This window comes from Paenibacillus pinistramenti, assembly GCF_005869875.1.
Lineage (GTDB): Bacteria > Bacillota > Bacilli > Paenibacillales > Paenibacillaceae > Fontibacillus > Fontibacillus pinistramenti.
The window spans coordinates 133,234-147,492 of record NZ_VAWG01000003.1; the positions used below are offsets into that span (position 1 = coordinate 133,234).

General features: G+C 54.7%; 9 protein-coding genes. 1 reads left to right on the plus strand and 8 read right to left on the minus strand.

Going from position 1 to position 14,259, the window contains the following annotated elements; genetic code table 11:
* Nucleotides 1-86 precede the first annotated feature (86 nt).
* The 4 genes from FCN15_RS06245 to FCN15_RS06260 form a co-directional block, all read right to left on the minus strand.
* The gene (locus tag FCN15_RS06245; protein ID WP_138494145.1) at nucleotides 87-1,112 is read right to left on the minus strand and encodes an L-rhamnose/proton symporter RhaT; all 1,026 of its coding nucleotides are present in this window, start codon (nucleotides 1,110-1,112) and stop codon (nucleotides 87-89) included.
* A gap of 181 nt (nucleotides 1,113-1,293) precedes the next feature.
* Nucleotides 1,294-2,271, minus strand: a complete 978-nt coding sequence (locus FCN15_RS06250) for an aldo/keto reductase (protein ID WP_138494146.1) — start codon at nucleotides 2,269-2,271, stop codon at nucleotides 1,294-1,296.
* A gap of 268 nt (nucleotides 2,272-2,539) precedes the next feature.
* Nucleotides 2,540-5,629, minus strand: a complete 3,090-nt coding sequence (locus FCN15_RS06255; RefSeq protein WP_138494147.1) for a non-ribosomal peptide synthetase — start codon at nucleotides 5,627-5,629, stop codon at nucleotides 2,540-2,542.
* A 106-nt stretch (nucleotides 5,630-5,735) separates the two neighbouring features.
* Nucleotides 5,736-7,475, minus strand: a complete 1,740-nt coding sequence (locus tag FCN15_RS06260; protein ID WP_138494148.1) for a methyl-accepting chemotaxis protein — start codon at nucleotides 7,473-7,475, stop codon at nucleotides 5,736-5,738.
* Nucleotides 7,476-7,974: 499 nt separating this feature from the next.
* On the opposite strand from FCN15_RS06260, the gene FCN15_RS06265 reads away from it, so the two are divergent.
* Nucleotides 7,975-8,388: a cupredoxin domain-containing protein gene (locus tag FCN15_RS06265; protein ID WP_138494149.1), complete on the plus strand. Its 414-nt coding sequence runs from the start codon at nucleotides 7,975-7,977 to the stop codon at nucleotides 8,386-8,388.
* 104 nt (nucleotides 8,389-8,492) lie between these two features.
* Here FCN15_RS06265 and FCN15_RS06270 read toward each other — a convergent pair whose 3' ends face one another.
* The 4 genes from FCN15_RS06270 to nirD all read right to left on the minus strand — a co-directional run bounded on the left by FCN15_RS06270 (nucleotide 8,493) and on the right by nirD (nucleotide 14,220).
* The gene (locus tag FCN15_RS06270; protein WP_138494150.1) at nucleotides 8,493-11,852 is read right to left on the minus strand and encodes an alpha-mannosidase; all 3,360 of its coding nucleotides are present in this window, start codon (nucleotides 11,850-11,852) and stop codon (nucleotides 8,493-8,495) included.
* Nucleotides 11,853-12,183: 331 nt separating this feature from the next.
* Complete coding sequence (gene cobA / locus FCN15_RS06275) at nucleotides 12,184-12,993, minus strand: uroporphyrinogen-III C-methyltransferase (RefSeq protein WP_138494151.1); 810 nt, start codon at nucleotides 12,991-12,993, stop codon at nucleotides 12,184-12,186.
* Nucleotides 12,990-13,859, minus strand: coding sequence for a formate/nitrite transporter family protein (locus tag FCN15_RS06280; RefSeq protein ID WP_138494152.1), 870 nt, complete (start codon nucleotides 13,857-13,859; stop codon nucleotides 12,990-12,992). Before FCN15_RS06280 ends, cobA begins: the two co-directional genes overlap by 4 nt.
* Nucleotides 13,860-13,890: 31 nt before the next feature.
* Nucleotides 13,891-14,220 (minus strand): nitrite reductase small subunit NirD, encoded by a 330-nt coding sequence (nirD, locus tag FCN15_RS06285; protein WP_420819552.1) that lies wholly within the window; start codon nucleotides 14,218-14,220, stop codon nucleotides 13,891-13,893.
* Between the last annotated feature and the right edge of the window lie 39 nt (nucleotides 14,221-14,259).

Genomic DNA, 14,259 nt, shown 5'->3' on the forward strand with positions numbered 1-14,259 from the left:
GCAGCTTTCATTTACTTGAAAGCTGCTTTGCTTTATCCACAAGCTTCATCCACAATCTTTATCCACAAGCTTCATCCACAAACTTCCTACGCCAGCCCATTCGCAATGCCAACAAGCACCCAGGAGACGATCAAAATGAAATTGCCTGTAAGCAGCATTTTCTTCGGCTCGGCAAAGCCCTTCCATTCCCCGTCTTTAAGTCCCCAGGCATTGCTGACGATCAGCGCCAATCCATTAAAAGCAAGCCAGCCGACGCTCGACCCGAGCGGTCCGAGCAGCACGGTTGCTTTGGCATAGAATCCTAGCGCAAAAAACCAGATAAAAGCCGTAATAATGGCTTTCCCGTAAGCTTTACCAGCACCCTTGGCCGTGTAATCGCGGTAGGTGCGGTTCTTGATCAGCATCACAACCGCATATACGAAGTTCGCTGCGAAACCGCCGGATAGGGTCACCACCCACGGGATCAGACTGGCATTCATCGCCGATACCCCGTGATCTGTGGCAATGTCCAGCGTCTGGTTCGCATAGGTGAAGCCTATGTTCATGGCTGCCGAGCCCAGGCCGGCCAAAGAGGCGAGCAGCAGCCCTTTGGAGAGCTTGTTCCCGGAATCCGGAGTATCTCCGCCTTGTTCAAGCAGCTGCGCTTTCAGGCTCTTCTCCTTAGCCAGGCCCGCTTTAGTGATCACAGCTACGCCGGCCAGCATCACCACAATGCCAATCAGCAGAACGATAAACGAGCGTGCCGCCGGAATATTGCCAAAGATCAGCAGCGGAATCAGCGAGCCCATCGAGGCGGAGATGCCCATGTTCACTCCGTAGGTCAAAGAAACGCCAATCGTATCAATAGCCTTGCCGAACAAGATGGAGCTGATGCCCCAGAGCAGGCCGCAGAAGGAAGCCAGCGCCAATACATGCACCGGGGTCTCCCGGATATAATCCATAAAATGCGGAGCCTCAAGCCAGGTCCAGCCAATCGGAATCAGCAGAATCCCAACAACGGAAAATAGTGTCCAGAAAGCCTCCCATGAGAAAGGCTGATATTTCTTCATCCCAAGCCCAAAGCTTCCTTGAAAGCCGCAGGCCAGCAGCAGCAGCAAAAAACCGTAAATCACTTCGTTCTCTCCCTCTGTCTCTGAATGGTTGAATCTGCATAATTATTATCGATTATCTTCCTAAACAGGCAAAATGTAAATCGATTTCATAAAAAAATAGGGCCCTGCATGTGCAGAAGCCCTACGCCATTTAGAATACAGATTTGAGAAAAAGCTGCCCGGCCCTTTCTCCGCCCTTCGCCTAAGAAAGGCGGTACACCGCAAACGGCTCGCCAAACCGGAACGGAGTGCTCCATTCCTCGAGCTGCTGCTTCACTCCGGCAGACAAATTCAATTCGGCGCTCTGGAGATTGTCGGCAAGCTGCTCCGGCCGCGTCGCTCCTGCGATGACGGTGGAGACAGCCGGCTTGTCCATGAGCCAGGCCAGCGACAGTGCGCTCGGCGAGCAGCCGTAATCAGCAGCCAGGCTGCTGACGCGCCGCCCGAGCTCGATTTTTCGCTCATCCAGAAACCGGTTGAAGCCGGGATCCGTCTGAACTCTTGAGCCTTCAGGCGCCCCGCCCTCCTCCGAATATTTGCCGCTCAGAATACCTCCGGCCAGCGGGAAATAAGGAATGATTCCGAGCCCCTGATCCAGGCACAATGGAACGAGCTCCTGCTCAGGCGTGCGGTCGGCCAGCGAGTAGCTGGTCTGCATGGACACATAAGGCTCAAAGCCTTTGCGTTCGCTGATCCCCAGCGCCTTCATCAGCTCCCATGCCGCATAATTGGAAGCGCCGATGTAGCGGACTTTGCCTGAAGCAACCATATCATCCAGTGTGCGCAGCGTCTCCTCCAGCGGGGTATGGGGATCAAAGGTATGAATCTGGTACAAATCGATATAATCCGTCTTCAGCCTTTGCAGACTCTGGTCCAGCTCCTGCTGCAGATGAAAGCGCGACGAGCCGCTGCCGTTCGGCCCTTCACTCCGCACAAGCCCGGCTTTTGTCGCCAGGACGACATTGTGACGCCTGCCGCCCGCCAGCGCCTGCCCGATGATCGTCTCGGAAGCCGTTCCCGCATAAATATTCGCCGTATCAATAAAGTTAATGCCAAAATCCAGCGCCTGATGAATAATGCTGATGGACGTTTCCACGTCTGCCCTTTTACCAAATGCGTTTGTTCCCAGGCCCAATGCCGAAACCGTCAGCCCGCTCTTGCCTAACCGGCGATATTTCATATCAACTGCTCCTCTCTTTCCGCTCCTGATTTGTGTGTTCAATATAAACTGAATAAATTGAGCTTTTGAATGACATTTTAGGGCGATTACGGGAAAGGTTCCTGCGATCGCTGTTGTTCCCCTATTAGACAATATACCCTTTAACCGCTTGACCAACAACATAGGGCCGTAGGCGGAATTAGGAGAAAGCCAAGAAGTAGACAGCAGAAAGCCGGGAGGAGTCTGAGTGTAAAAAGAAAGCCGGACCCCAGAGGGCCCGGCATCGTGATCATCGGCGCTGCTTCGTATCTGCCGCCGGAAAATATCCGCGGGCTGCAGCATGCTCCGCCAGCCTGCCCATGAGCGTCCCCATGGCCGGCGCGGGCTCTAGCCCTTTCGCCTTGCGGAAGGAGCTCTCGCTGGAGTACCGGTAAGGCGTCGTTCTGACGCCGTCCCCCTCCAGCAGGGCAACGGCCAGCTGCACCGCTTCCCCGCTTATGCTGCGGCCTTCCGTCAGCACCCAGCGCTCGAATTCCTTCTGCGGCAGCAGGTCGACGCGGTAGCCAAGCTCCAGCAGGGAAGCGATCAGCAGCTCATACCGCTTCTGGTCGGGATTGCAGATGTGGTAAATCTCCCCGAACAGCGGGCGCTGCATCAGCTTAACCATGAACCGGCTGGCAAAGTCAACCGGCGTAATGTCAATATGCGTATGAACCGCTGGCGCTTTGCCCAGCAGCAGGAAAGCCTTGAGCATCCGGTAGAAGAAGTTCTCGTTGATATTATGCTGGAAATGCCCGGTCCCGCTGTGGCAGGACAAGTTCCCCGCACGGTAGATGGAGCAGGGCAGCCCCTTCTGGACGGCTTCTGCGACGACTTTTTCCGCCTGAAGCTTGCTGTTTGTATAGACGCTCTCCAGCTCTGCTTCATAGAAAGCATCCGGACTGCTGACTGCAGACTCCCAAAGTCCCGCCGCGGCCATGTCCTCCGGAATGCCGATCGTCGAGATAAAGTGGAACCGGATCGACGGCTTCTCATAGACGAATTCGATCAGCGACTGCGTCCCCGTCACGTTCGTAGCCTGGAACTGTTCAGAGACCCCGAAGTGGCGGACATCCGCCCCGGCATGGATGATAGACGTAACCACCGAACGAACCCGCTTCCGCCCTTCTTCCGTCAAGCCAAGATTGTCCTGAACCAGATCGCCTTCCAGCGCAAAAATCCGCTGCTTATGCTCTTCAAATACAGCTTCGCCAAAATAGCCGTCCAGCGTCTTCTTGATCCGGCTGAGCCCGCTTGCTCCGGCTTTGGGGCGGACCAGCACATGTACATTCACTTTGGTGGAGGCCAGAAGCTCATATAAGAGATGAGACCCCAAATATCCGGTTCCTCCGGTCAGAAGCACATCCGTACCCAGGCCATCCTCGCCCAGCAGCTGGATCTTGGGCAGAACAGGCAGCTCTTTCAGGTCGATATACTCGTTAATCTGCTGGTCCTCTTCTTCCTGCTGCATGTCAAGTGTCTCAATAAACACGGCCAGTTCCTGGACCGTCTTATGCTCATAAAGGTCGTTCATGCGCAGACCCGGATAGTCCAGCTTCAAATGCGACAATACCGCCATGACCGCCAGGGAATCGCCCCCGATATCAAAAAAGCTCACATTCCGCCCCACCTGCGGCAGCGGCAGCTCCAGAACTTCGGCCCAAAGGCCTGCCAGCATGGCTTCAAGCCCGGCGGCAGGCGCCGCGTAAGGCTCAGCCATTTCGGCCGTTTCCGGATTGTCCAGGCTGAGCAGCCTTTTCCGGTCCACCTTGCCGGTCGGCGACAGAGGAATTTCAGGCAGACGGTAGAAATACGCCGGGATCATGTACTGCGGAACATAATTTTTCAGATGCTCCTTCAAGTCCTTGACCGACAAAGGCGCTTTCTCGGAATAGAAACAGGACAGATGTTTGACCACACTATTCTCCTGAACGGCCACCACGGCAGCATCCAGAATCATCGGGTGCTTGGACAGCGCGTTTTCGATTTCACCGATCTCGATGCGGAAGCCGCGCAGCTTGAGCTGGCCGTCTTTGCGGTGCTGGAACTCGATGCTGCCATCCGGCAGTCTCTTCACGATATCTCCCGATTTGTACAAGGACGTCTGGCCCTGCGCATCATAAGGATTGCGGATAAAGACCTCGCCCGTCTTCTCCGGCAGGTTCAAATACCCTTTGGACAAGCCCGGTGTCGCGATGTACAGCTCTCCTTCCTCGCCGTCCGCCGCAAGCGAGCCATCCGGCTTCACTACATACAGCTGGTAGTTATCCAGCGGATAACCGATCGGCACCGTATTCGCCTTGCTGTTCCAGTAATCTGTCACTTTATAGATGGTGGTGAGCACAGTACACTCGGTTGGCCCGTAACCGTTAATAATTGTAATAGCTGTGCCGAATTTGCTCTGGAACTTGCGGACATGGTCGGACAGCAGCGCTTCGCCGGCCACCAGCACGGTTTTGACAGATGCCCATTTCTTCCGGGTTTCCGGGGTGGTAGTTTCGGCAATCCGGTTAAACACGGAGGTCGGCAGGCAGCCGATATGCGTCACACGGCGGCGTTCCAGCAGGTCGACCAGCAGCTCCGGCGTCAGCTGTTCTTCCTTGGTGAGCAGGGCCAGATGGGCTCCGTTCAGCAGCGCCTCCATCGTATCCACAACTGATGCGTCAAAGCTGAAGGTCGAGAACTGGGTTACTACATCCTCGGAGGTCAGCTCCAGGGACCGGGTCATGGAGTTATAGAGGTTCACCACACCCCGGTGGGCGATCAGTGTTCCTTTCGGTTTGCCGGTTGATCCGGAGGTATAGATGACGTAAGCCAAATCGTCCGGATGGAGCGGAGCATTTTGATAATCGTCAGGTGAACCCGCAAATACGGCTTCCAGAGAAAGCAGCTTTGTCTTGGCCTGCCCGGAGCCTCCTCCGGCTAACTCCTCTGCATTTGCCTGATAGCGTTCCTTGTACAAAATATACTGGCTGCTACAGTCCTCCACGATGTAGCGGACTCTTTCAATCGGATGCTCCGGATCAATCGGAACATACACGCCTCCGGCGCGCAGAACGCCGAGAAGCGAGATGACCGTCTCCGGGCTTCGTTCCATGTATAACCCGACAAAATCCCCTTTCTGCAGTCCTGCAGCCGTTAATGCGTTAGCTACCTGACCGCTTGACCGGTAAAGCTGCTCATAAGTCATCTCTCTTGATCCATAGGAAATCGCGATATTGCTAGAATGTAAGGCGGCGGCTCTGCTGAACAGGCTCGCGAGTGTTTCTGTATGTAGTTCCTCTTCCTTTAAACGTACAGCTGCGGGTTGCTTTCTCTCAATCATATTCTCCAGTCTCATGTTGTCTCTCCTTCTCTATAAGCGATAGAAAAACCAAAACACGCCGGGCCATCCCGGTCATGTTTTGGTTTCTAGTTAGTGTGGACAGCTAGATTGTAGTTAAAGCTTATTTAGTTTCAAATTTGCTTACTGTCGCGTTCAGCTGCTCTGCCACCTGGGCCAGCTGGTTCGCGTAGTTGTGAATCTCCTCTTGGGACTTCTCCTGCTCTGAAACTGTGGTCAAGATCTTCTGTGCGTTATCGGAGGTGCGTTCCGAAATATCGGACAGCTGGGTAACCATAGCGGTAACCTCCTGTGTTCCTGCAGAAATCTGCTCTGTAGAGCTTGAAATATCGATGACCTGATCGGCTACGAGCTGGGTAGCGTTCAGGATTTCCCCGAATTTAACTCCGGTTTCATCGGCCAAAGCCAGGCCCTGTTTGATCTCATTCTTACTTTGGGAGACGAAATTTACCGCTTTGCTTGTTTCGAACTGAATCTCCTGAACCAGAGCGCCGACTCTGTCCGTTGCCAGCTTGGACTGTTCTGCCAGCTTCCGGACCTCTCCGGCTACAACCGAGAAGCCGCGGCCATTTTCCCCGGCACGGGCTGCCTCAATGCTGGCATTCAGCGCAAGCAGATTGGTCTGCTCCGTAATGCTGTTTATGAGGCTGAGAATGCTGCCGATTTCCTCGGATTTGACCTCCAGAATCTTCATCGTTTCAAATGCAGCCGCCGAAGTTTCGCTGATCTGGCTGATTTGGGCGGAAATGTTCTGCATCGCCATATTGCCTTCTTCGGACTTGCTCTTCATTTCCTGAGAGGCGCTGGATACATGATTCGCGTTATGGGCAATCGTCTGCAGGGAAGTGGAGATCTGCTGCATGGAAGCCCCGGCGTTTGCAGTCGAAACAACCTGGGTTGCGGCATTGTCGTTCATGGTTGACAGTTCGGACGTAATCGCTTCAACGCCCTGCTTGTTCTTCTCGGTAATGCTAAAGAGATACTTGGATACCTCGGAAGAGCTGACAGCTGTCTCCTGAATGCTTTGAATAACGGAGCTTACATGATTGATCATGTCGTTAAACTGCTTGTTCAGTTCGCCGAACGCCCCTTTCTCACTCAGCGAGAAATTCAACTTTCCCTGCGAAACCTTCTGAATCCCCTTAACAAGCTCGTTGAGCGGAAGAAGGGTCTTTCTGGCTACGAAGTACTGCAGGCCGCCGCAGATGATCAGCGCGATCAGCAGCAGGACAATTGTCTCCTCCAGGAATGTTTTGCGCCCTTCCGGAATCATGCTTGCATCCACGTCAACGCCAAAGTAAGCGTCAATCTTGCCGGAGCTGTCTTTGATCGGATACAGGATTGTCATCCAGGTACCGAAGCCGTCGCTGTAGACGTCTGTAAAGGTTTTCTTCCCGGTCTTCAGCATTTCTGCAATTCCCTCGGCCACGCCGCCAGGCTGTTCATAGAAATCGCCGACCTTCATGCCCTCCTGCTTGAAAGCGTCCAGTACATTATTCGGAAACGCAATCAGGCTGGTTTCGTTGCCGTTCTTAAGCTCCGTACCGAACAAATACCCCTGGGCCACGTTCGGGTTAAATTCCGATAATTTGTTAAACTGGGCAGTCAGGTCCTTCTGAGCCTGCGAGTCCCAGCTTTTTTCAGCAAGAGCCGCGTCCACGTCAGTCTGGTCAAAATCCTTGGCCCATTGGGACGTTACGGTTTCGGTCTGCTTCTTGAGCGTGTCGAGCAGAATATTGGTCTGCAGGTATTCACTCACCCCGATAAGCAGGATTCCGATGATCAGAATATTAAGCATGGAAAACCATAAATTTTTGCTAAAGTAGTTCTTACTGCCTCTCATGTTGAAGCCAACCTCCTGAAGTATGATCCTTCGCTAGATAAATCTTCCGGTCTGTTCCGTCACCTCCGGGCATACCGGTGAGTATGCTTCCACGCTATAAAACCGACGGGAAAACAGCCAAAAAAAGAGAAAAAAAAAGAGCCGAATCGGCGAACCGCTATGTACAGCCAAACTGTTACCCCGTAATACGTCCACGTTCTCCGGTGCCTGACTTCTCGAAGTCAAATGCTCGTTCAGAATCGATCATTCTCACCCTCTGACATTTGTTATAATAAACAACACACTTATCTATTATCGGTATTTCGCACAAAAACTTGAGTCTTTTTACCTACTATATTAAAAATTTTCCAAGACAAATAAGCGGTTTAACAACCCATTTGCATGAAGCAGCGGATAATAGATGTGTAAAATATTCATATATGACAAGCACAGCTAGTACACTAAAGTAGCGCGGGGGAGAAACCTCTCCCTACAGGAAACCCGGAAAGGAAGTGGAAAGATGAAGAAATTTACGTCAGTTTGGCCGGCTGTAAGCATTGGATTGATCGCGGTGCTGTTTGGAGGGTTTGCCTTCTTCTATATCCGTGACCATATGCCCGATTCGCCGGCGGATACGGCCGTTTTTGCAGAAGCACAGCAGCAGGGCGCACAGTCACAGGTCATCACCGTAGATGTAAGGAAGGACGGCTTCTATCCAAGCAATATTGAAATTCAGGCCGGGACCCCCGTCCAGCTCAACTTCAAGAAAGCAAAAGGCATTTCCTGCATTAGAGATGTGGCCTCTACCGACCTTGGCATGAATGTGTATCTCAAGAAAGGCGACAATTATTACACGCTGGACAATCTTGAGCCGGGGACCTATGAGTTTCACTGCGGCATGTACATGTATTCCGGAACGGTTACAGTTAAATAATGCTCTTCATGATTATCGAAAAAAATAAGCTCCGGCCGCTTCCAGGCGCTCGGAGCTTATTTCATTTATGTCCCCGGTTCACTTCTGTTCACCGGGAGCCAGCATTATTGTTCAAGGGTAATCCGTACCGTCTTGATTTCATACGGCTTGAAGTCAAGCTCGATCGTATTTCCAGCCCCGGATACGCCGAGCGGCATAGGCTGCTCCTCCATGAGATTTGTTTCCTCGGCTGCCAAAATGCTGCCCAGTCCGGCACCCAGCTCCAGCGGCGCCTTCAGCCGCATGCCGGCATATTCGTACATCCGGACGATAACAGATTGGCTGTCCTCTGCCTTTTTGACCGTATCGATCATAATGTTTGGCGCACTGATGCGCAGCATGCCAAGCTCAGCCGGCAGACCGCCCTGCTCCTGTACGCCTTCCTCAGCAGGCACCGTCATTAAAGGCGCATTCAGCTCGCAGGCCGCCGCGTGCGTGCCGCCTTCAAACCAGCCTCCGTTATGAGGCAGCAGCGAATACGTAAAGGCATGATGGCCCTGGTCGGCGCTGCCGTCCGGCCAAACCGCCGATTTAATCAGGCTCAGGCGGATGACGTGCCCCCTGATGTCATGGCCGTATTTGCAGTCATTCAGCAGGCTCACCCCGTAGCCGCCTTCGGACAGGTCTGCCCAGCGCTGGGCTGCCGATTCAAAGCGGGCATAATCCCAGCTGGTGTTCCAGTGGGTTGGCCGCTCCACATTGCCGAACTGGACTTCATAAGTCGCTTTGGTGGAGCGAATTTCAACCGGAAAAGCAACCTTCAGCAGCTGCTGGTGCTCCTGCCAGTCTGCTTCCGTTACAAAGTCAATCCGCGGGTGATCGCGGTAGACGATTATTTTTTGTGAGATGACGGAATTCAGGTAATGATATTTAAAGGAAACAACGCCGCGGAGCGGGCCCTCCTCCAGCACTTTAATCTCCTGAACGTCGTTCACAACCCTCATTTTCTCTTGGTAAAAAATATCGATATCCCAAGCATCAAAATTCATTGGTTTATCTTCAAATACCTGCAGCACATTCGCCGGCTGTCCCGGCTTAAGCACCTCGCGGTTCACCCTCTTGTCGATGAGGGAAACGATCTGCCCCTCCGGATTCAGCCGGATGCTGTAGAACGGGGTTTCGAGCTCGCTTTCGCTTATGTGCCAGTCTGCGGATCCGGTGTCCGGATTGCATTCAGAAGCGCTTTTTCCAGCAGCATCAGTATTGGCACCGGCAGGCTCTGTCCGCTGTCCGTAAATCGTCGTGTATCCGTAGGCCGGCACATCCTTCACCGAAACCAGAACCGTATCGGGAATGCCCGCCTGAACCTGGCTCTCCAGCCGCTCGCCTTCCGCCGTATACCAGCTCCACTCTCCGCAGGCTTCCGCCCCGGCGCCTTCAGGTGCAAGCCCGGCAAGGAAAGACCGCTGCCAGCCCAGCCCGTTAAACACCCGGAACGCCCGCCGCTTCCCGCCAGGATGATCCTCGTCCGTTAACTCAACAGCCGCCGGTCCGCGCTCTGGTCCGCCCGTTGGATCTCCAGCAGCCATTTCTTCCTCCGCGATCGGTCCTTCCATTCTCCCTCCGGCAGCCTTCTCAAGCTTCTCAAGCCCCTGCACACCATCCAGGATCAGCTGCACCGCTTCCAGCTCGGCCGCCTCATATTCCTTTCGGCTGTCTTCATATACCTCGCGGATCGAAGAGCCCGGAATAATGTCGTGGAACTGGTTGCGCAGCACCGTCTCCCACACTTCGCCCAGCGAAGAGGCCGGATAGCTGTGTGCCGGGTTCAGGATCAAGGCCAGCGTGTTCACGAACTCCGCCTGATGCAGCAGCTGCTCCATGCGCCGGTTCATCCGCTTGTTATAAGCCTGCGAAGTGTACGTGCCCCGGTGGTATTCCAGATAGAGCTCCCCGTCCCATAAATGCAGACGTTCCTTGTCCCGTACATTTTCCTCCAGCGTTTTGAAAAAGCTCTCCGCCCCGCCCGGTTTCACCTGAGGCGCTGCCGGCATATCCTCATACCTGCGCACCGCTTCGATCATATCCCGGGTCGGTCCTCCGCCTCCGTCGCCCCAGCCGTACGCCAGCAGCAGCTTGTCATTAATGTCCTTCTGCCGGTAATTGTCCCACAGCCCCTGCACCGAAGAGCCGGTGACATTGCCGTTATAGGTGTAATACCAGCTGCCGTCGCTGTCAGGCGTCGTGATGAAATGGGTCAGAATCTCCGTGCCGTCCATCCCGCGCCAGGTAAAGGTATCATACGGGAACCGGTTGTACTGGCTCCAGCTGATCTTGGTCGTCATGAAATAGTCGATCCCGCTCTTCTTCAGAATCTGCGGCAGCGCCCAGCTGTAGCCGAACACGTCCGGCAGCCAGAGCACCTTGTTATCTACACCGAACTCTTCACGGAAAAACCGCTTCCCGGCAAGAAGCTGCCGCACCAGCGATTCCCCGGACGGGATGTTGCAGTCCGCTTCCAGCCACATGCCGCCGTCTGCTTCCCATCTGCCCTCCTGGACCTTCTGCTTGATTCTGGCGTACAGCTCGGGGAAATCCTTTTTTAAATAGGAATAAAGCTGAGGCTGGGACTGAATAAACACATATTCGGGAAAACGGTCCATCAGCTGCAGCACCGTTGAGAACGAACGGCCGGATTTCTCCCTCGTATGCTTCAGCCGCCACAGCCAGGCTACGTCGATATGGCAGTGCCCCACCGCCGTAATCTGCGGCCGCGGACCGCGGGGAATGGCCTTCAGTCCGGCATGCAGCAGCTCCCGGGCTTCTGCTGCGGACCGGTAGAAGCTCTCTGCTCCCCGGACGCTCCAGTCAATCACCGCAAAAGCCTGCTCCAGCGCAGCAACCATCGCCTGCTTCTCCAGCACCCGGTCATCCAGCACCTTGACCGTCTGCAGCATATGAAGCGCCGTATAATACAAATCATCCACGGCCTCGTCCAGCACGGCGAATTCCAGCCGGTCTACGCGGTGATCAAACGGCACATGGTCGCCATTCGGCGCCGTCAGCCCGCTCCAGGCCCGGATTGCAAGCTGCGCGCTCCCTTGCTGCACCGAAGCAGCGGGAACAAACAGCTCCCCGTGATTCCGGTCCAGCGCCTGCAGCGCTTCGCCGTTCCAGTACACCTGCGCCTCATACCCGCTGCAGTTGCCGCCGCCGGTCTCGCCCAGCTTGATTAGTCCAATAACGTCCTGCCCGTTCCAGGCTGCCGGAAAATCCAGCTCCGCCGCAAACCAGGCATAAACGTCTCTGCCGCCCCAGCGGTCACCGACCCGGACAGCCGGACTGTCGGCCGCCTTCTTCAGCGCTTCCTCATAGGAGACGTCCTCCGTTATGATCCGAAGAGTGTCCAGCGGCTGGTGATCCCGGTAACGGAGACCGGCCAGCTCGTTAATGCGGCGTTCCAGCTTTTCCACTGTAAAATGCATGTTTATCCCACCTAAGCTCAAAAATGATGTTTGACCGTATTATGTACATCCTGCTGTCAGCTGCAATCTGATTATAACACGTGTTATTGTGGCGGGATAATAAAAAGAAGGGAGCCCCAACATTTCTCGGATCATCCAGTTTTTTCGTTGTTATTAGCGGGCACATTAGATAAATTGACCGCCGCTGAAAGCCGGTTTTAATCGATCTGAGAATCAACATTCTGATTAAACACAGCTTTCAATTAAGCTGTATCGTTCAATCGCACCGCGGCAAGCCTCTTTACGCAAAAAAACAGGCCATGTCGCCATGCCCTGTCTACTTCTAAAATCCTCAGCTCGTCTGATGATACCGCTCATCCTGCAGCTGGAGCAGCTGCGCCCGAACGTTGACCACTTCGCCGATCACGATCAGCGCGGGATTCTCAGCCTGCATGGCGGCAGCCAGCTTATCGATATTGTCCAGCCGCCCTGTAAGGATTCGCTGGCGGCTGGTCGTCCCCCGCTCGATAATGGCTGCCGGCGTGTCTCCAGGTTTGCCGTGATGAAGCAGGCTTTGGCAGATACCTGCAAGCTCCCCGACTCCCATGTAGATGACAAGGGTATCGACTGCTCCGGATAGCAGGTCCCAACGTACCTCCTGTTTGCCGCCGGTGCAGCGGCTTCCGGTAACAAAAGCGCAGGAGGCAGATATGCCGCGGTGCGTCAGCGGAATATCCGATGATGAGGCCGCTCCCAGAGCCGAGGTGATTCCCGGCACTATTTCATAATAGATACCGGCCCGCGCAGCAGCCAAGGCCTCCTCCCCTCCCCTGCCAAACACCAAGGGGTCCCCGCCCTTCAGCCTGACGACGTGCTTTCCCGAAAGCGCGTATTCCAGGATCAGCTCCTGGATCTGGTCCTGTGACATGGCGTGGCGGCCCGGCGCCTTGCCGCAGTACACTTTTAACGCGCCCGGCTTGGCAGCCTCCAGCAGCTCCCGGTTCACCAGCCTGTCATACAGGATGACATCCCCCTCCTGAATCCGCCGCAGCGCCTTAACCGTGATGAGCTCAGGATCGCCCGGTCCTGCACCGACGATGGACACCCGTCCTGCTCCTGATCCTGCTCCAGAGCCTATTCCGCATCCTTTTCGATTTCTCATGCCTGTTCCTCCGTCCCCGCCAGCTTTAATCCGGTCAGCTCGGTCTTCACCAGGGTCCCTTCTGCTTCCTTAAACTTATTTCTGCCCCGGCCCAGCGCCACATACAGCAGAATTCCCGTAAATAAAGCTCCGCCGATAAAATTGCCCGCCAGCACCGGAAGCTGGTTCCACAGCCACCAGTCGCCCATGCTGACATGCGCGCCAAGCATCATCCCCGCAGGAATGACAAACATATTGACAACCGCATGCTCAAATCCCTGGGCAAAAAAGGTGATGATCGGCAGAGACATCGCCGCTATTTTTCCCAAAGTCGATTTGGAGGTCATCGCCATAACAACGCCCAGCGTTACCATCCAGTTGCAGAGGATAGCCTTCACGAACACCAGCTCCAAACCGGAACCACCCAGGCTTTTGTAGGCCGTCGTTTTGGATTCGCTGGCGCTGATGATGCTTTGGATAACCGGACTGCTCATGTCATGACCCATCTTGGTAAGCACCAAGGCATCCAGTCCCGCATAGGCGAGGCAGCCGATAAGGTGCCCGATAATAACCCATAAATAGTTACGGAGCATCCGGGACAGCGACGTTCTCTTCTCCAGCACCGCTAATGGAATCAGCGCAAAACTTCCGGTTACCAGCTCAAGTCCCAGCAGCACGATCATAATGAACCCGACCGGAAAAAGAACGGCACCCGCCACCGGAATCTGCGTTTGTGCAGAAGCCGTGAAGGCCAGCGTTGTCGCGCAGGCTAAGATCGCACCGCCCAAAGCGCCGCGGACCAGCAGCTCTCCGGCCGTAAGCTCCGCCTTCGCCTGGCCGCCTTCAATCATATTCTGAAGCACCTCTTTGGGATTCACGTAGTCCATTTATGCCCCTCCAATCAATGGTCATCTCAATCTAGCCCTCTTCTACGGTCAGAAAAACAAGCCCCGACTCCCGGTCGATCTCAACCGGAAAAGTCGTTACACATCCGGTATCTGGCTCCTGAACGGCGCCGCTGCGCAGGTCAATCCGCCAGTCATGAAGCGGACAATGAACGGTCCGGCCGCACACCATCCCCTCGGACAGCATGCCGCCTTTGTGCGGGCACTTGTTCTCGACGGCCAGAATCTCCCCGTCCGACAGACGGAACAGCGCCACCTCCGTGTTACCTACCTTGATTTTGCGTGAGCCTTTCGGGTCAATCTCCGAAACCGATCCGACCAGCATTTTTACCGTCTCCATCATCCGTTTCCCTCCCTGATAAACCTGTTTCTTTTCTTTTCT